Genomic DNA, 18,714 nt, shown 5'->3' with positions numbered 1-18,714 from the left:
TTCACCGGATTCCTTATAAGTCATGCGAATATCTCATTATTCACACGATGAAATTGTACTTGTTTCAATTCGTTATACTTATACTTTCTTGCGATCCCAGCAATCAGCATTTTGAAGACCAGGGATCGAGTCTGCATAAAATACAGGCTCTTTTCCAGCTTTGCGCTGACGATTATAGTCGTCCAGCACTTTAAATGCGATTTTACCAAGTAACAAAATAGCGATAAGGTTAATAAACGCCATGAAGCCCATAAACGTATCCGCCAAGTTCCATACCAAAGAAATTTTCGCAACTGAACCCACAAGTACCATCGCTACAACAACGACACGATAGGAGAACAACCAACCTTTTTTCTTCGTAATGAACTCGATGTTGCTCTGTCCATAGTAGTAGTTACCGATTAAGGACGTGAACGCGAACAAGAAAATCGCAAATGCAATAAAGTATTCTGCCCATGGACCAATTTGTGATGCTAATGCAACCTGCGTCAACTGAATACCATCTGTTTCTGTGGACAAATGTGCACCAGAGAACAAGATAATAAACGCTGTCGAGCTGCATACAAGCAATGTATCCACAAATACACCAAAGGATTGAATAATACCTTGTTTAGCTGGGTGACTAACCGTTGCTGTTGCAGCAGCATTCGGAGCACTACCCATACCAGCTTCATTCGAGAACAAGCCTCGTTTAATTCCGTTCATGATAGCAGCCCCTATACCGCCGCCAACCGCTTCTTCCCAGCCAAACGCATTCATAATGATGGAACTAAATACAGCTGGAATTTGTGTATAGTTCATTGCAACAACATAAAGCGCAATTCCGATGTATGCTAATGCCATAATCGGTACGACTGTAGCAGATACTTTTGCAATACGTTGTACCCCGCCAAAAATCGTAATCATCGTAATAACGGCCAAAATAATGCCCATAGTAATAGGTTGAATTTCAAATAAATTACCGAAAGCGGCCGTTACTGTATTCGCCTGCACGGAATTAAATACAAAGCCATACGTGACCATAATGAGAAGAGCAAACACGATACCAAGCCAACGCGCATTAAGCGCTTTTTCCATATAATAAGCTGGACCGCCGCGGAATGCCTTTCCATCTTTTACTTTGTATACTTGAGCAAGTGTAGACTCTATAAATGCAGAGGAAGCTCCGATGATGGCAATAACCCACATCCAAAATACTGCACCAGGACCACCTGTCTTAATTGCAATCGCAACCCCAGCCAAATTACCAATTCCCACTCGAGAAGCTGTGCTCATGGCAAAGGCTTGGAAAGATGACACACCTTTTTTCTTATTAGGCGTTGTCGTATCTTCTCCATCATCAGGGTTTCGCTCACGAACCTTAAATAGACGGAAAATTTCTTTGACGGATCGCACTTGGATGAATCCAGTGTTGAAAGAAAACCATAGTCCTGCGCCGATAAGAATAAAAATCAGCATGAGGTACCACTTATCATTAAATAGAACAATCCATGATTCCAAAGTGTCTAGCATATATCGCACCCTTTCTCTTGACGGCATTCATGATGAATCAGGTGTATGTCAACTTTCTTAACATAACTTCTAGATTAATTTTACCTGATCATCCAATAAAGTAAAATAAATAAAAATAATACTTGTGATAGAATTTATTAATCATATAGCAACATTTTCTTGAAAAACAGGGTTGAAATTATGCATTTCTTGATGATTAGCGCATTTTATAAGAAGATGACACTCCTTAGTATGTGCTTTTTCGTGCACTTTTTTACTCGTCTTGTGGGACCACATATGTTAATTAACCTAACAAATGATACCAGAAACAGCTTTCCGTCAAAAATATTCCAAATAAACAAGCCGCACAACTGTAAGTCACAGTGTACGGCCTGTTATCCAATAGTCGATGTGCACAAAGCACCTTGACTGTTAGTGTCTTTCGCGTCCAGGAATTTTACCAGTACGCTCATATTCAGCTACAATAATGTCAATTTCCTTCTTCAACTCTTCTACCATGTCAGCTTCAGGTACTTTACGTATCATTTGGCCATAGCGGAACAACAACCCTTCCCCTCTTGCACCAGCAATCCCGATATCTGCTTCACGCGCTTCACCAGGACCATTTACGGCACAGCCCAGTACGGAAACTTTGATCGGCACTTTGACGTTCGCAATGTACTCTTCCACTTCATTAGCAATGGAGAACAAATCGATATCTAAGCGTCCGCATGTCGGACAGGATACAAGTGTAGCTGCATTCGAAATCAAACCGAATGACTTGAGAATTTCACGCGCTACCTTTACTTCTTCTACTGGATCTGCACTCAAACTGATACGAACCGTTGAGCCCAACCCCAATGATAGCAACGCTCCGATCCCCGCCGCACTTTTACATGTTCCTGAGAACAGTGTTCCTGCTTCGGTAATCCCCAAGTGAAGTGGATACTTAATTACTTCCGCAGCTTTGGAATAAGCAGCAATTGCCATCGGTACATCAGAAGCCTTCAAGGATACGATAATATCGTGGAAATCCAACTCCTCAAGAATACCAATGTGGAACAACGCACTTTCGACCATAGCTTCAGGTGTAGGGTATCCATACTTCTCTAGCAAATGATTTTCCAATGATCCGGCATTTACGCCGATACGAATTGGAATCCCACGTTCTTTACACGCTTTTACGACCGCCTCGACCTTCTCACGACGGCCAATGTTACCAGGATTGATACGTACCTTGTCGATGCCGTTCTCAATCGCTTTGAGCGCCAAGCGATAATCGAAGTGAATATCCGCAACAAGCGGGATATTAATACGCTTCTTAATTTCTTTAATCGCATTTGCCGCTTCTTCATTGTTCACGGTAACGCGCACGACTTGACACCCTGCCTCCTCCAAGCGGAGAATCTCAGCAACGGTCGCTTCAACGTCTGCCGTCTTCGTCGTACACATACTTTGAATGATGACCTCGTTATTACCACCAATCGTTACGTTCCCAACTTGTACAGGTCTCGTCTGATGTCGTAGATACATGTTTATTCTCTCCCAATTCGGATAACAACGGAAAAGCGCCTAGCGGCGCTTTAACAGGGACAACCACCTATTACATTCAAAGTCACTGTACAGGCGACTGTCCCTGCTAGATTCAAGCGTTATTATGCGCTCTCTTCCTTTTTCTTCTGATCCGTTGTTAGTTCCGGAATGATTCGTTCACGCACAACTTGTTCGGTAATGACACAAGTTGTAATATCGTCACGGGATGGCACTTCATACATGACATCCAGCATTATTCCTTCAATAATTGCGCGTAGTCCACGTGCACCTGTATTACGCTTGATCGCTTCGCGAGAAATAGCTTCCAATGCGCCAGCTTCGAACTCAAGCTTCACATTGTCCATTTCCAACAGCTTCTGGTACTGCTTCGTCAATGCGTTCTTAGGTTCGCTCAAAATACGCACAAGCGTTTCTTCATCCAACGGCTCTAGTGTAGAGATTACCGGTAGACGACCTACAAATTCAGGAATCAAACCGAATTTAAGCAAGTCTTCTGGCAGCGTCATGGACAAATATTCACCTGGCTTAAGGTCTTTTTGTCCGCCTTCAGCTGCGTTGAAGCCGATAATCTTCTTACCTACACGGCGTTTGATGAGCTGCTCTAGGCCATCAAATGCACCACCGCAAATGAACAAAATGTTCGTTGTGTCAATTTGAATGAATTCTTGATGTGGGTGCTTACGTCCGCCTTGCGGAGGCACAGAAGCAACCGTACCTTCAAGAATTTTCAACAATGCTTGCTGAACACCTTCACCAGAAACATCGCGCGTAATGGATGGGTTCTCGGATTTACGAGCAACCTTATCGATCTCATCGATGTAAATGATGCCGCGTTCTGCCTTCTCCACATCGTAGTCAGCAGCTTGGATAAGCTTCAGCAGGATATTCTCAACATCCTCACCTACGTAACCCGCTTCTGTCAAAGAAGTTGCATCTGCAATAGCAAATGGTACGTTAAGAATCTTAGCCATCGTTTGCGCAAGCAACGTCTTACCAGATCCAGTAGGACCTACGAGCAAAATGTTACTCTTTTGCAGTTCAACATCCTCAATCTTGCTTTGCGTATTAATACGCTTGTAGTGGTTATAGACTGCTACAGACAAAGATTTCTTCGCTTGATCTTGACCAATAACATATTGATCCAGAATTCCACGAATCTCCTTTGGCTTAGGGATATCTTTGAGATCAATCTCTTCTTCGTGACCTAGCTCTTCTTCAACGATCTCATTGCAAAGCTCGATACACTCATCGCAAATATATACACCAGGACCCGCTACCAACTTGCGTACTTGTTCTTGAGACTTTCCGCAAAAGGAGCATTTCAACTGGCCTTTTTCTTCATTAAATTTGAACAATGCGCTTCCCTCCTTACTTCAAAGCCGTGCCGGAATGAATTACAGCATCTACAAGGCCGTATTCTTTCGCTTCATCCGCACTCATAAAGTAATCGCGATCTGTATCGCGGTCAATCTTATCATACGGTTGGCCTGTACGGTCAACATAGATCTGATTCAGCTTCTGCTTCGTCTTAATGATCCAATCCGCATGAATCTTAATATCTGTTGCCTGGCCACGAACACCACCAAGCGGTTGGTGTATCATAACTTCCGCATTTGGCAACGCAAAGCGCTTGCCAGGTGCTCCTGCTGTGAGCAACAACGAGCCCATGCTCGCAGCCAACCCCACGCAAATGGTAGATACATCAGGCTTAATATGCTGCATTGTATCCAATATACCAAGTCCAGCCGTAACTGAACCACCTGGAGAATTGATATATAAGTGAATATCCTTTTCTGGATCATCTGCTTCCAAGAACAACAATTGAGCAATTATGCTATTTGCAACATCATCATCAATTGCACTTCCTAGGAAGATGATGCGGTCTTTCAGTAATCGGGAGTAAATGTCGTATGAGCGTTCGCCCCGATTGGTCTGCTCGATGACCATAGGAATCAAATTCATGGTACCGACCTCTTTTCTTTATCAGGCTATACTAGCTTATTTTATCACGTTCCGTAATCAATGTCATATCACACCGTTATTACAGTGTATGACGCTATGTTATGTATTTAGTCTCATTCCTCAAAACTACAAAGGAATTGCTTAACTGGCGGAACATCCAGCATGTTTCATGGTTTGTTCATGGAGCATGAACCTATTAAATATGTACACTGTTTTCAATGGAGTCAAACGATATGATAAAAGACGCTATACATACTCATCAGGAGAAGCGCCTATAAAAAGGAGGAAAAACAAGGCACGCAATACGTGATTGACGTGCCTTGTCATGTTGAACTGAGGGTTTAACCCTCAGCTTGTATGCGATTAGTTGTTGTCTGCAAGAAATTTGATTGTCTTGCGGAGCAGCGCTTCCTCACGAAGGTTGTTGATAGTACCGTTCTTCTCCAAGATCGTACGGATTTCATCCGCAGGACGTTGGTAAGCTTGTCCCATCTTCTCAAGCTCTTCTGCTAGCTCTTCATCAGAGATAGCAAGGCTTTCAGCCTTCGCAACTTGCTCAAGAACGAGGTTGTTTTTCACACGAACGTCTGCTTCTTTCTGCATTTGCTCACGAAGGTCAGCAATGGTTTGGCCAGAAAGAGTCAAGAACATATCCATGTTCATACCTTGCATGCGCAGACGGTTGTCAAGATCTTTAACCATGTGTTGAATCTCGGATTCGATCATGGAACGTGGAATCTCAACTTCAGCTTTAGCAGATACTGCTTCTACTACTGCTGCTTCACGTGCTGCTGCTGCTTCGCGCTCTTTACGTTCTTGAAGCTGCTTGCTCAAATCAGCTTTGTACTCGTCAAGCGTTTCGAACTCGCTCACATCTTTAGCGAACTCATCATCCAATACTGGAAGCTGTTTACGCTTGATTTCATGCAATTTCACTTTGAACAGAGCAGGCTTGCCTGCAAGGTTCTCAGCGTGGTAGTGCTCAGGGAATGTAACTTCAACATCTTTGAAGTCGCCAGTTCCAAGGCCAACCAATTGGTCTTCGAAGCCAGGAATGAAGGAATTGGAACCAAGCTCCAAGCTGTAACGCTCTGCTTGTCCACCTTCAAATGCTTCACCATCAACGAAACCTTCGAAGTCGATAACTACTGTGTCACCGCTCTTTGCAGTATCTTCGTCAACGATTACTAGTTCAGCATGACGTTGTTGCAAACGCTCCAACTCAGCACTCATGTCTTCTTCTGTTACTTCAACAGATTGTTGCTCAACGCTAAGGCCTTTGTAGTCGCCCAATTTAACTTCAGGCTTAACTGTTACTTTAGCTTTGAACTTGAACGTTTCGCCTTTAGCGAATTGCTCAACGTCAACTTCTGGTTGATCAACAGGTTGAATCGATGTTTCTTTAACTGCTTCAGCGTATGCTTTAGGCAGCAAGATGTCGATTGCGTCTTGGTAGAGGCTCTCTACACCGTATTTTGCTTCGAAAATTGTGCGAGGCACTTTACCTTTACGGAAGCCAGGAACGCTTGCGCGCTTCTGAACTTTCTTAAATGCTTGATCCAAAGCTTCAGTTACGCGCTCTGCGTTAACTTCAACTTCAAGGACACCAACGTTACTCTCTATTTTTTCCCAAGTTGCTTTCATTTTATGCCTTCCCCTCCAAAAAGATCACATAGCTAGATCATAGCTTACACGTTCTTGAAATAACCATTACATTATAGCCGAAGCTATAGCGTTTTTCAAGGCAACACCTTTGCCATTATGTGTGCCCTAAGCCGCGTTGTCAAGCCTCGCCATAATTCGTCAAGATTCTGGTCGGAACGACTTAGCTAATGATCGCAATGCCTGTTCATAAACGATACGTGAATCACTGTTTATATGATAAATTTGTTTCACTACAGACTCTTCCTCTTGAAGCTGAAGAAGCCCTGCCACTATGCGATGAAGCGCTGCAGACCAGGCATTCACCTCAGCTTCTGAACCGCTGCGCAACTGTTCATATTGCGATGTTCCATAGATAGCCTTGATAAACTGATGCCATATTTCTTGAGCAAAGTAGGCAATGGACGGTTCACGAAGTGCAACAACCTCATGCACCCGCTCTGCTGGCGCTAATAAGGCTGAAGGATATGAGGCATAATCAAGAGGCGTATGTTCAATATCTACTACACACTGCTCATTTCCACGGTAAAAGGTAACAGCACCTGTCATTCCTCGTTTGCACAGTGTCTGTAAAATCCCGAATTGAACAATAGGATGCAGTTTCTTCGTTTCCAGCAAATAGATAAGTTCATCATTCAAATTAGCATCTTCTGCTACGGTCAGCTGCTCCAATATAAACCACTTTTTCTCATCAAAAGGAGTTTCCTGCAACCGTTCAAGCATCTTCGCTATATATTGCTCATCCATCTGCTGTTTCTCCAACACTTGTGAACGCATCACATCTTGCTCGGACACATCTTCTTCCGCTTGTTGAATATTATGTATAAAAGGTTGTTCCGCTTCATCTTGCAGGTATGGAAAAGCTTGCAGCAGCCATTCGAGCAGTGCTTGCCATTCAATTCGGCTCTCTTCATTGTCTCCACTGCATTGCAATAGGAACTTTAACAGCGCCACAGCCTCTGCATAACGCTCAGACTCCAGCATGCGTGTCAGTTCCATTTGATAATATTCGTATGTTTTTGGAAACAATACGACATTTGGTTTCGATTGATTATGTTCCGTAATAAGTAGCACCTACCTTCTTGTCAGCTAGTCAGCTGTTCAGGCCACATGGTCCCTTCACTATGTCGGGTTTATTCATTATACCATACACTGGGATACTGCTGACATTACACTGTTTAGCTTCTGTAACAAATTGAAAGAAAAAAAAGATAACTCAAACTATTGCATCCATTCTCATTTTTTGATATTATCAGTGATGTTGTTATTATTTGTCCCAGTAGCTCAGCAGGATAGAGCAACGGCCTTCTAAGCCGTCGGTCGGGGGTTCGAATCCCTCCTGGGACGCCAGTTATTTCATTTTAACGCAGATTGATTTATACATCAAATCCCCAGAAATCCTTATGAATTAAGGGTTCTGGGGATTTTTATATTTGTATATTACCCCGCAGAACACGATTGAAACTGAAATCATTTTACACATTTTTTACACAACCTATTCCGAAATCCAGACAATACACGAAATATACTACATTAGGTAAGCAGCATTTTGTAAAAAACTATATTAGTCTCAACTTCTCCGCTTCTACTTTTGTTACAACCTCTCCAAAATGGGTAAACTCTAGAAAATAAACATTCCTATTCCGCATATGCTACTCTTAGAAAAAGTAAAGAGGTGATTCCTTTTGTCTTCGAAACATTTACTTGCCGCTTTAAGTTACTTCAGCATCTTTTTCGCAGGGGTGCTGCTGCCGCTTGTCGTACTGTTCATTGCCGATAATAGCTATACTCGTAAGCATGCAGGTTATGCCCTAATTTCTCAACTACTTCCTTTTGCCTTTATTGTATTCGTATTCATTTCCTTGTTCGGTGGAGAATTTGTAGTTAGCTTTGGATTGACTCTTTTAGCGGCTATTCTGACTTTCTTTATCTTCGTCTGGAACATCATTATGGGGGTTAAAGTTCTTCGGGAAGCGAATTAGTGTTGTAATAGGAGTAAAAGAGCAACAGGCGCAGCTCCCTATTCGTAACATAGAGCTAATCGCCTGTTGCCCAAACCATTCGATTCACTTGTTAGTCTACCCTTTTTTACTACTATCCCGTTTGCTGCCATCCCATGGATTTTTTTGTGCAGGATGCTTTACATTTTTCATAATGACATCATGGGCATGATTTTGTTGATGCGCATATTTATTTCCTTTATTGTCCTTAAATGATTCTGTCATAGTTTAAGACGCCTCCTGTTACGTGTTATGGGTACAATCATGACTGCTCGTTAAGAGAATCCAATTGGGAACGCACTTCAGGACAAGCTAATAAATTATCAAGAAAATGTGCTTTTGCTTTCCAATCACAGCCGAACGTATCATCGCTAAACTCTTCTTCTGCCACAGACTCCAGCGCTTGATGAACGTCAGGCGCCACTTGAGCGGCACCTCCATCTACATGAGCCTGAAGCACCCGAACAATTTCGTAGCCACCATTTGGAATAGCAGTTACATAAGCAAGTAAATTCCCTGTTCGGCCAAAAGGAATGATTTCGACCTCTGCACATAATTTCCCGTCAACTGTTGTCGTTTTTTTAAAATGAGCTTGTTGAATATCAATCACAATTATCCCCCTTCCTCATGCCTTATTTGGGACAATGCTTGCTTCGTAGTTGACGTTCCTAGCTTAGCGATGATGTTGTAAATATCATCAACAACCTGTTGACTGCGAGCATTCAGCTCCACCTCAGGCACATCAATGATCGGATTAAACCCACGGTATAATGCCTCTGTCTCAGCCTCCTCCAACTTGGAGAATTGACCTAGAATCGCTGCTGCTTCATCCTCTGTTGCATGAATAATCCACTCATCGCCTTGCGTGGAATAAGGGAGCACGGTTCGAGCATGAACCGAAACATAATACGTATGACGACTCACATCACCCCTCCTTTTTTGTTAGCTTCCCCCGGTGGACATACATCTTATCCGGCTTCCTGCATACCCATGATATTATCTTGATTTATAGACAGCTCGGTCATCGGTCTTCTCGGTAGTATCGGAGCAGAGAGGATGAACAACTTATGTGTGGAATAACAGGATGGATCGATTGGAACCGCGACCTCGCCTTGAGCCATAATACAGCCATCGTTGAGCAAATGACGGAAACGTTGACAGCAAGGGGACCTGATGCCAAAGGAACTTGGATTGCAGGTTCATGTGCACTCGGCCATCGCAGACTAGCTGTCATCGATCCAACAAATGGCGCTCAACCAATGGTCATCCATCACGAAAGCGGCACTTATGCAATTGCGTATAACGGTGAACTTTACAATGCAGGTGAATTAAAGGAGGATCTGCTTCAGAAGGGCCACAAGTTTCGCACCCAATGTGATACAGAAGTACTTTTGATTGCATACATCGAATGGAAGCAAAGCTGTGTAGATCGATTGAACGGCATTTTCGCTTTTGCTGTGTGGGAAGAAGCCGAACAGAGACTGTTCATGGCTCGTGATCGGCTTGGAGTTAAACCACTCTTCTATGCGGAAGGGGAAGGCTGGTTTGCTTTTGGTTCCGAACCTAAATCTTTACTGAAACACCCGAACATATCACCAACAATTGGTTCAGAAGGGGTTGCTGAAATTTTTATCGTTGGTCCTGCCCGAACCCCCGGACATGGCATATACAAACAGCTGCGAGAAGTACGACCTGGCAAAACACTAACCTATGATCGCAACGGAAGCCGTTTATCCACCTATTGGCAGCTTGAAAGCTATGAACACGAGCATAATGAAGAAGAAACCGCCCAACATGTCAGAGAACTATTACTGGATACAGTTGAACGCCAACTTGTATCTGATGTTCCCGTCTGTACGTTGCTGTCTGGCGGGCTTGATTCCAGTGCTTTAACCGCACTGACTGCCTTGCATTACAAGCGGAATGGTTTAGGTCAGGTAAACACCTTTTCCGTCGATTACGTGGACAACGATAAACATTTCAAAGCACATAGCTTCCAACCAAATGCGGATGAACCTTGGATCAAACGAATGGTGGAAGAGCTGCAAACGAAACATCATTTTATTAAATTTGATACTCCTGAATTAGTTGAGTCTTTGACAACAGCTGTTCATGTTCGAGATTTACCTGGCATGACGGACATTGACGGATCGTTGTATTTATTTTGCCGTGAAATTAAAAAACACGCTACGGTCGCTTTATCTGGAGAAGCCGCTGATGAAGTGTTCGGCGGGTATCCTTGGTTCCATAGAGAAGAAGCATTATCCGCCTCCACCTTCCCATGGGCATTATCCGTTCCCCTTAGAGCCAGCCTATTGAAGCCGGAAATTGCTGATGCGATAAAAGGAGAACAGTACGCGTCTGACCGTTATGCGCAAGCTGTTGCTGAAGTCCCCCTACTCAAAGGAGAAGATGAAGCCGCTAGTCGAATGAGAAAAATGTCTTATTTGAATATCACGCGATTTATGCCCACCTTACTTGATCGCAAAGACCGAATGAGCATGGGCGTTGGGCTTGAAGTACGCGTGCCTTATACGGATCATCGCTTAGTGCAATATGCATTCAATGTGCCATGGTCCATTAAAACGCATGGCCACCGGGAAAAGGGACTGCTTCGCAAAGCACTAGAAGGGCTGCTTCCGCACGATGTGTTATATCGCAAAAAAAGTCCTTATCCAAAAACCCACAATCCAAGTTATCTCAATGCTGTACGCTCGCAAGTATTGGAACGATTGGACGATCCCAATTCTCCACTTCATACATTTATTCAAGCTGATCGCATTCGCACAATCGCTGCCTCCGAAGAAGCTAGCTCCCATCTACCTTGGTTCGGTCAGCTCATGTCTGGGCCTCAGTTGTTCGCTTACCTGCTGCAAGTTGATTATTGGATGAGAACATATCAGGTGCAAGTTCGATTCTAGACAACAGCAAGAGCCGCTTTTCTTTTCGCAGGAGCTCTGCGGGAAAAGCGGCTCTTTTACTTTTATATATACAGCAATGTATCAAACACGGGCTAACTGGCTAGCTGCAATCGCTTGACCAAGATCATGAATAATATCTTTTATCGATTCTGTACCAACCGATAAACGAATAAGTCCAGGCGTTACACCTGCTGACAATTGCTCATCTGCTGACAGCTGCAAATGCGTTGTGCTCGCAGGATGAATAATGAGTGATTTCGAATCTCCGACATTGGCTAAGTGAGAGAGCAGCTTGACGTTCTCAATCACTTTGCGGCCTGCTTCCACGCCACCTTTAATTTCGAATGTTACAATGGCCCCTTGGCCATTCGGCAAATATTTTTGTGCTAGCGCATAGGAAGGATGACTCGGCAGCCCGCTGTAGCTTACCGATTGCACGGCTTCATGCTGCTCCAGGTATTGAGCTACCTTTAAGGCATTTTCACTATGACGCTCCACACGCAAATGAAGAGTTTCCAAACCTTGCAGCAGCAGGAAAGCATTGAATGGCGATAAACTTGCGCCAAGATCACGCTGCAATTGAACACGGGCCTTAATAATGTAAGCAAGCGATCCTACAGCTTCTGTATACACGAGGCCATTATAGCTTGGATCAGGCTCTGTCAAACCAGGGAATTTGTCAGTTGCAGCCCAATCAAAGCGACCGCTATCTACAATGATGCCACCAATCGAAGTGCCATGTCCGCCAATGAATTTGGTAGCTGAATGAACGACAATGTCAGCGCCATGTTCGATTGGGCGCAATAAATAAGGACTAGGGAATGTATTATCTACGATGAGAGGAATATGATTGCTGTGAGCGACTTCGGCTACTGCTTCAATATCAAGCACATCGCCTTTAGGGTTGCCTATAGATTCGGCAAAAAGCGCTTTTGTCTTGGGAGTAATGGCATTGCGGAAATTTTCGGGATTACTTGCATCTACGAAATGAACTTTAATGCCCAGCTTCGCTAATGTATTGGCGAATAGATTATACGTGCCGCCATACAAGGTCGAGGAAGAAACAATTTCGTCTCCTGCCCCTGCGATATTCAAGATGGCAAATGTAATCGCCGCCTGACCAGAAGCAGTTGCTAAGCCACCTACACCGCCTTCCAATGCGGCCACACGCTTCTCAAACACATCCGTTGTCGGATTCATAATGCGTGTATAGATGTTGCCAAATTCCTTCAGGCCGAACAAATTGGCCGCATGGTCGGTGTCTTTAAAAGTGTAAGAGGTCGTCTGGTATAGCGGCACTGCTCTTGATTGTGTTGCAGGGTCCACTTCTTGCCCCGCATGAATAGCTAGCGTCTCCAATTCGTACTGATACTCCTCACTCATCTTAAACCATCCTTCCCCGTCCACAATTTGGAATTATATTGATGTGAAGAAAGGCACCTTTACACATATACGCTGCAAAGGTGCCTTTATGTATACTACCTTATCGGAAGACGGATCAGATGTCTATAGGATTAAGGAATATTTTATACTTTTTCACTCGGAATTATCGGCATTAAAGAAAAGATTAATGCCCGACACCCAAAGACAAGCGCTGCATCAATAAGCGCAACGCCTCGCCTCGATGGCTTATACGTTGTTTTTCCTCTGGAGCCAACTCTGCCATCGTTCGCTCATAGGATGGAACGTAGAAGTGCGGATCATAGCCAAACCCATAGTTCCCTCGCGGCTGTTCAACGATGACACCATCACAGGTTCCAACTGCTTCATAGGACTGTTTCGTGTTTGGATCATACAGCACTAGCGCGCACACAAATTGTGCAGCACTTAGTCCTACCGCCTCTTCTCCATCCGCCAGCACATATTGCTCGCTGTCAGCCTTTAATACTTGCAGATTGTTGATTAAGCGGGCATTGTTTGCCTCATCATTGCCGTGTTCTCCTGCGTAGCGGGCGGAATATACACCTGGCTCGCCTTGTAAACGCTCAACAGCAAGGCCTGAATCGTCTGCCAGCACAGGAATGCGAAGCGCCTCCGCAACGGTCATCGCCTTCTTGAACGCATTTTCAAGAAAAGTTTCACCGTCTTCTTCTACATCAGGAATGAGAGGGTAGTCTGCCAAGCTCTTCACTTGGAGGCCAAGCGCGCTAAAAGCAAGCGTAAACTCACGCACTTTACCGGCATTTCGAGTTGCAACAAGGATTGTATCTCCCACGACAGGCATTCGTTTTATGCCTCCTTGTTGGATGCTGCTGCAGCCGTAATCTTGTCTGCAATCGCTCCAAGTGCGTCTTTCTGATGCCCGATCATATCGAGCACCCCTTTCTCACCCAACGCAAGCAGATCATTTAGCTCTGCACGTGAGAACGGGCTCTCTTCACCTGTTCCTTGAACCTCTACGAATTTGCCGCTTCCCGTCATCACAACGTTCATATCGACTTTTGCTGTAGAGTCCTCTTCATAGTTCAAATCCAATACAGCCTTTTCCTCGACAACACCAACGCTAACCGATGCAAGGAAGTCGGTAATAGGGAACTTCTTCAACGAATGCTGCTCAGCTACTTTATTAAGCGCGATAGCCATCGCTACAAAAGCACCTGTTATTGAAGTCGTACGTGTTCCGCCATCCGCTTGAATGACATCACAGTCCAACGTAACAGTACGCTCACCCAATGCATGCAAATCTACTACCGAACGCAATGCGCGACCGATTAAGCGTTGAATTTCCATCGTACGCCCCGTTAATTTACCACGGTTGGCTTCACGCTGATTTCTCGTTTGCGTAGCACGTGGCAGCATTGCATATTCAGCTGTAACCCAGCCTTTTCCTTGTCCTTTAAGAAAGGGAGGAACTCGCTCATCAACCGTTGCCGTACACAATACTTTTGTGTCGCCAACCTCAATGAATACTGATCCTTCCGCATATTTATTCGTATTCGTACGAATTGTAATCGGGCGGAGCTCATCCGCCTTTCGTCCGTTGCTTCTCATTGTTGTGCCTCCTACATTACTTCAACATGACCACCATTTAGTTAGATCATTCCTATTTTAACAAAGTCACGGATGAAAAGCATCTTTGGCCATGCAAAATATAAGTCTCAGCCCGCTACAGGACAGTCGCACATTAGCCTTTCCATACAGGAGCAGCTTCTACACGTGATACAGGCTCTGAATAGTTTTTGTTATCTGTGCCTGTAATATCCTTAACTCCGTTAACAAGCACTTGAACTTTCCCAATGTCCGGTCGTTCCGTCAACGATAATACAACCGCTTTAATCAATTCAGACGGAACTTTATCCCCCTGTTCAAACATCGTATCTTCCAAGTTAACTGTCACAAGATCGCCCTTATGCTCGATCTTTCCAATCTTCGTATTTTCCGTCAAAACTCGTGACAACTGATTCGCATTAAGCGGACCTGCCACCATCTGCTCAAGAGTGGAGGTCAACGGGTCATTAGATGGTGTAATCAATCTTGTAATAGGCACATAATATGCTTTGCCCTTCTCCGTAAGAGCAGTGAAATATAACGTAACTGGCGTGGAGTACATATCACTTACTCCGTCCGCCCTTTCTAAATTAATGCCGAAGCTCCGTGATAAACGGCCATCAATTGGCGTATCCCCTACTGGCATTGCCGATAAGCGTTCCCCATTCATCCATAGTTGAACATGCTTCACATCAGGCAGTGAAGTTAGCGTCCAAACGATGGATTCGAGTACTTTGCGCTCGTCTTCCGTTTTGTATTGATGGAACTCATCGGAGAACTCTACAATGGCAAGCTGCTGCTCAGGCTTAATCGACAGTTGTGTGACTTTTGTTCCTTTCGGAATCGTCGCCTTAAAATCGGACGGCAGCTTCGCCGCATGACTTCCCCCTTCAATAAGAAGCTCCAACGCCGCCTTGGCAAGCTCATCACTGGTTTTCGCGTTCCATTGATACCCGATAGGGGCTAAATATCCATATCGATCACGTGCATACACGGTCATATTCGGCTTCGCTTGTTCATCTCCGATGCGCAAGCTTGTCCCTTGTACACCGCTCGCATTATTTTCGATTTGCTGAAGCATTTGCATTTCCACATCCAATGGAGGAGCGTCAATAGCACTTTCGCCACCGCATGCGGTCAAGCCAACGGTCACCGTTAGTAAACCAGCCAACATTCCAAGACGTGACAGACGGGAGCGTGAAGATACAGAGGTAGATACATGATTCATTGTTATATATTCCTCCTTGAACGGTAGTGATGCGAACGACACACAACCTAGCCTGTCAACGCACCTGTTTGTCCTATATATACGAACAAGCAGGCAGGAACATGACCAGATTTGCAATTTTTGTTGGAAAGATGCATGCTTAACTTGTAGGATAAATCGCTAATACATGAAAGAACATATAATGAGGTGACTAACATGAGCACAGAAAACCATGAAAAAAAGCCATACAGTTTGAATAGCGAATTGGTAGAATCGGTGACAAGAGACTTACTTAAGAAGCGCGGCATCGAGCTTGAACATATTGCTGAGCTCGTCTTGTTCTTACAGCAAAAGTATTACCCGGAACTTACATTGGAGTATTGCACATACAGTGTGGATCAAGTGCTTCGCAAACGCGAAGTGCAAAATGCCATTTTGACAGGTATCCAGCTAGATATGATGGCTGAGGAAGGCAAGCTCATCCCTGCTCTGCAGGAAATGGTTGAAAATGATGAGGGCCTGTACGGCGTGGATGAAATTTTAGCTTTTTCTATCGTTAATGTGTATGGAAGTATTGGATTTACGAACTTTGGTTATGTAGATAAAATGAAAGCCGGTGTCCTTGAGCGCCTAAACGACAAAAATGATGGACATATTCATACCTTCTTGGATGATATTGTCGGGGCAATTGCTGCTGCCGCAAGCAGTCGTATCGCTCACCGCAAGCAAGCGGAGCGCGAGGAAGATATGGAGCATATGCGTCAACTTGCTGAATTGCAAGCCGCTGCAGCGAAGGCGGAATTAGAGGGCTAGTTTTAGCTTATTTAAATACCATGAACAATTTGAAATATGTACAAAATAAACAAGGTTGTCCGTGGCACTTGAAAGAGCGCCAAATTCGGACAACCTTGTTGTTCGTTCAAATGATTCATCTATTAGCTGATTGTACACACTGCTCGCTTCTTAGAGGCACTCCACATATAGGCGTCTCCCACTTGCCCCTGAGAATGCTCACAATGAACTTGCCCACGGCGTTCAAGCTCTATTAAATGCGACAGCGTCTCTCCCATTGCAAATCGGAATTGGTGCACCGTAAGCCGTCCAATATTTCCAAAGATGCGCGTACATAACTGATAAGCCGTCATCGGTTCACGCATAAGTATAGTATGCCATTCAGCCAGACGCTCTTCATGATGCTGAAGTAAGTAATCAATACGAGAATGATATTTATAAAATGGATTGCGGTGACCGGGCAATACAAGTTCCACCTCTAATGCAGACAGCTTTTTCAACCCTTCTAAATACAGCTGCAACGGCTGCGGATCACTGCCAGGCAAATAACTCACATTAGGTGTAATCTGTGGCAGCACATGATCGCCTGCAAGGAGCAATCCATGCTCTTTATGGTAAAAGCTTATATGGCCAGGCGCATGACCGTGCGTTTCTATAGCTGTCCATGTTCGCCCACCGAACACAAGCTCATCTCCATCATTTATAAATGTCACCTCTGGAAGGGGGCTTACACATGTCTCAAAGCTATCCATATGCTCCCCAAGCATCCCCATGACCTCTTCAGGTGCACCATGCATGCGCATTAATTGCTGTATCTGCTGTGCCATTTGATTGCCTTCACCCCATAGCATAATCGCATGCTGCCAGCCGATGCGTGACAATACGACCGGAACGTCATACTTCTGCTGTAGCAAACCCGCCATACCTAAATGATCGGGATGATAGTGAGTTAATATAATTTGGCGCAGAGAACCAGCATATATAGATAACTTGTCCAACACTTCCTGCCATGCCGCTTCTGCTTGTGGTGTCCGCAAACCAGGATCTACAATCGTCCATTCGTTATGATCCGACTCTCGCATCGCATAGGCATTCACCCAACGAAGCGAGAAAGGCAGCGGGATACGAATCTGATAAATGGGCTCCAACTGCTTATGCTCATCCTGCCAAACGGTAATACTCCAATGTTCACCCTCAGCCCATGCCTGACCTTGCCAACGCTTCGCCTCTGCCATCCTTTCAACTTCCTCTCTATTTCCGTTAAAGTCTAGGGATTTCACTTTCAGATGTATGACATGTATGCCTAAATAAATGATTGAACATGTGAGTTGAAAAATTAACGTTTGTGCCCGATCATAATCAATCTTTTCGATGTCTCCGAATCGTAGGATACCCCGTCATAGCCTCCAAATACGGCATCCAGCTGTAATCCAGCTGCGGAGAACATTTGCTCAAACGACTCTCGACTGTACAGTTTAACCCGCTCATCGTAGTGACGAACCTCACCCGTTTCCAAGTGTGTAAGAATGATGTGTTTCTTGACGCATCCATCTTCGATCTTACGCGTTTCTGTGATTCGATTACCTTCGTCTTCCCGCTCCGACTCTGCAACCAAATGACTTTCTATATATGTAGGGTTCAAAAAGTCAATAAGGAACGGTGCACCAGGCTTAAGTACGCGGCTTACTTCTGCAATAACATGGCTATTCTCTTCGTCTTTCTCGAAGTAGCCAAACGATGTAAATACATTGACGACCGCATCAAACGTATTTTCAAATGGCAGCTTTCTCATATCACCGTAAACGAACTCGACTTGCTCTGCTTGGTCATGAAGACGCGCCTCACGAAGCAGCACCTCTGACAGATCCATTCCTGTCACTTGATAACCCGCTTCTGCAAGTGCAAGCGAGTGACGCCCCATCCCGCAGCATAAATCCAATATATGCGCGCCTTCAGGGAGCTCCAACCAACTAACCATTCGTTGAACTTCCTCTACAGCACCCTGCATATCGCGATGCTTGTATACAAGCAAATAATCTTCACCAAAGCTTTGTTCATACCATGCTTTCATTTTCATCCACCTCTATAAAATACAGCCATAGACATACAAGCGACATAGGAGTCATAGGTGCAGCAC

At 44.5% G+C, this 18,714-nt stretch carries 18 protein-coding genes and 1 tRNA gene; 4 read left to right on the top strand and 15 right to left on the bottom strand.

Going from position 1 to position 18,714, the window contains the following annotated elements; genetic code table 11:
* Positions 1 to 78: 78 nt before the first annotated feature.
* The 6 genes from H580_RS0107140 to H580_RS23640 form a co-directional block, all read right to left on the bottom strand.
* On the bottom strand, positions 79 to 1,512 hold the full coding sequence (locus H580_RS0107140) for an alanine/glycine:cation symporter family protein (protein ID WP_028594163.1): 1,434 nt from the start codon (positions 1,510 to 1,512) through the stop codon (positions 79 to 81).
* 411 nt (positions 1,513 to 1,923) lie between these two features.
* Positions 1,924 to 3,024: a flavodoxin-dependent (E)-4-hydroxy-3-methylbut-2-enyl-diphosphate synthase gene (ispG, locus tag H580_RS0107135; protein ID WP_028594162.1), complete on the bottom strand. Its 1,101-nt coding sequence runs from the start codon at positions 3,022 to 3,024 to the stop codon at positions 1,924 to 1,926.
* A gap of 122 nt (positions 3,025 to 3,146) precedes the next feature.
* Positions 3,147 to 4,400, bottom strand: coding sequence for an ATP-dependent protease ATP-binding subunit ClpX (gene clpX, locus H580_RS0107130; RefSeq protein WP_028594161.1), 1,254 nt, complete (start codon positions 4,398 to 4,400; stop codon positions 3,147 to 3,149).
* A gap of 13 nt (positions 4,401 to 4,413) precedes the next feature.
* Complete coding sequence (gene clpP / locus H580_RS0107125) at positions 4,414 to 5,007, bottom strand: ATP-dependent Clp endopeptidase proteolytic subunit ClpP (protein ID WP_028594160.1); 594 nt, start codon at positions 5,005 to 5,007, stop codon at positions 4,414 to 4,416.
* A gap of 363 nt (positions 5,008 to 5,370) precedes the next feature.
* Positions 5,371 to 6,651, bottom strand: a complete 1,281-nt coding sequence (gene tig, locus H580_RS0107120; RefSeq protein WP_028594159.1) for a trigger factor — start codon at positions 6,649 to 6,651, stop codon at positions 5,371 to 5,373.
* A gap of 159 nt (positions 6,652 to 6,810) precedes the next feature.
* Positions 6,811 to 7,743, bottom strand: coding sequence for a hypothetical protein (locus H580_RS23640; protein ID WP_245583512.1), 933 nt, complete (start codon positions 7,741 to 7,743; stop codon positions 6,811 to 6,813).
* 199 nt (positions 7,744 to 7,942) lie between these two features.
* Here H580_RS23640 and H580_RS0107110 point away from each other — a divergent pair.
* A tRNA-Arg gene (locus H580_RS0107110) sits at positions 7,943 to 8,019 on the top strand.
* Between the two features lie 335 nt (positions 8,020 to 8,354).
* On the top strand, positions 8,355 to 8,651 hold the full coding sequence (locus H580_RS0107105) for a magnetosome magnetite crystal formation protein family (protein WP_028594158.1): 297 nt from the start codon (positions 8,355 to 8,357) through the stop codon (positions 8,649 to 8,651).
* 96 nt (positions 8,652 to 8,747) lie between these two features.
* On the opposite strand, the gene H580_RS26375 is transcribed toward H580_RS0107105, so the two are convergent.
* Genes H580_RS26375 through H580_RS23635 form a run of 3 tightly spaced genes read right to left on the bottom strand, consistent with a single transcriptional unit; the run spans position 8,748 to position 9,593 of the window.
* Positions 8,748 to 8,894 carry a hypothetical protein gene (locus H580_RS26375; RefSeq protein WP_169449354.1) on the bottom strand — a complete coding sequence of 49 codons (147 nt, stop codon included), beginning with the start codon at positions 8,892 to 8,894 and terminating at the stop codon, positions 8,748 to 8,750.
* Between the two features lie 37 nt (positions 8,895 to 8,931).
* Positions 8,932 to 9,279 (bottom strand): hypothetical protein, encoded by a 348-nt coding sequence (locus H580_RS0107095; protein WP_028594157.1) that lies wholly within the window; start codon positions 9,277 to 9,279, stop codon positions 8,932 to 8,934.
* Between the two features lie 2 nt (positions 9,280 to 9,281).
* Positions 9,282 to 9,593, bottom strand: a complete 312-nt coding sequence (locus H580_RS23635) for a hypothetical protein (RefSeq protein ID WP_051217308.1) — start codon at positions 9,591 to 9,593, stop codon at positions 9,282 to 9,284.
* A gap of 143 nt (positions 9,594 to 9,736) precedes the next feature.
* On the opposite strand from H580_RS23635, the gene asnB reads away from it, so the two are divergent.
* The gene (gene asnB / locus H580_RS0107085) at positions 9,737 to 11,590 is read left to right on the top strand and encodes an asparagine synthase (glutamine-hydrolyzing) (protein ID WP_028594156.1); all 1,854 of its coding nucleotides are present in this window, start codon (positions 9,737 to 9,739) and stop codon (positions 11,588 to 11,590) included.
* An 81-nt stretch (positions 11,591 to 11,671) separates the two neighbouring features.
* Here asnB and H580_RS0107080 read toward each other — a convergent pair whose 3' ends face one another.
* The 4 genes from H580_RS0107080 to H580_RS0107065 form a co-directional block, all read right to left on the bottom strand.
* Positions 11,672 to 12,973: a homocysteine synthase gene (locus H580_RS0107080; protein ID WP_028594155.1), complete on the bottom strand. Its 1,302-nt coding sequence runs from the start codon at positions 12,971 to 12,973 to the stop codon at positions 11,672 to 11,674.
* A gap of 184 nt (positions 12,974 to 13,157) precedes the next feature.
* The gene (gene rdgB, locus H580_RS0107075; RefSeq protein ID WP_028594154.1) at positions 13,158 to 13,814 is read right to left on the bottom strand and encodes an RdgB/HAM1 family non-canonical purine NTP pyrophosphatase; all 657 of its coding nucleotides are present in this window, start codon (positions 13,812 to 13,814) and stop codon (positions 13,158 to 13,160) included.
* Positions 13,815 to 13,819: 5 nt separating this feature from the next.
* Positions 13,820 to 14,581, bottom strand: a complete 762-nt coding sequence (gene rph, locus H580_RS0107070) for a ribonuclease PH (RefSeq protein ID WP_028594153.1) — start codon at positions 14,579 to 14,581, stop codon at positions 13,820 to 13,822.
* A 133-nt stretch (positions 14,582 to 14,714) separates the two neighbouring features.
* Positions 14,715 to 15,806 carry a GerMN domain-containing protein gene (locus H580_RS0107065; protein WP_084509033.1) on the bottom strand — a complete coding sequence of 364 codons (1,092 nt, stop codon included), beginning with the start codon at positions 15,804 to 15,806 and terminating at the stop codon, positions 14,715 to 14,717.
* A gap of 195 nt (positions 15,807 to 16,001) precedes the next feature.
* Between H580_RS0107065 and H580_RS23630 the strand changes: the two genes are divergently transcribed.
* Complete coding sequence (locus H580_RS23630; protein ID WP_051217307.1) at positions 16,002 to 16,598, top strand: phosphatidylglycerophosphatase A family protein; 597 nt, start codon at positions 16,002 to 16,004, stop codon at positions 16,596 to 16,598.
* A gap of 122 nt (positions 16,599 to 16,720) precedes the next feature.
* Here the strand turns inward: H580_RS23630 and H580_RS23625 are convergent, their stop codons facing one another.
* Positions 16,721 to 17,812, bottom strand: a complete 1,092-nt coding sequence (locus tag H580_RS23625; protein WP_084509032.1) for an MBL fold metallo-hydrolase — start codon at positions 17,810 to 17,812, stop codon at positions 16,721 to 16,723.
* Positions 17,813 to 17,913: 101 nt separating this feature from the next.
* Positions 17,914 to 18,648, bottom strand: coding sequence for a class I SAM-dependent methyltransferase (locus tag H580_RS0107050; RefSeq protein WP_028594151.1), 735 nt, complete (start codon positions 18,646 to 18,648; stop codon positions 17,914 to 17,916).
* Positions 18,649 to 18,714: the final 66 nt, after the last annotated feature.

This window comes from Paenibacillus assamensis DSM 18201 (assembly GCF_000422445.1).
GTDB lineage: Bacteria > Bacillota > Bacilli > Paenibacillales > Paenibacillaceae > Paenibacillus_B > Paenibacillus_B assamensis.
The sequence above is the reverse complement of the archived record's forward strand: the minus strand, read 5'-3'. Positions and strand labels throughout refer to the sequence as shown.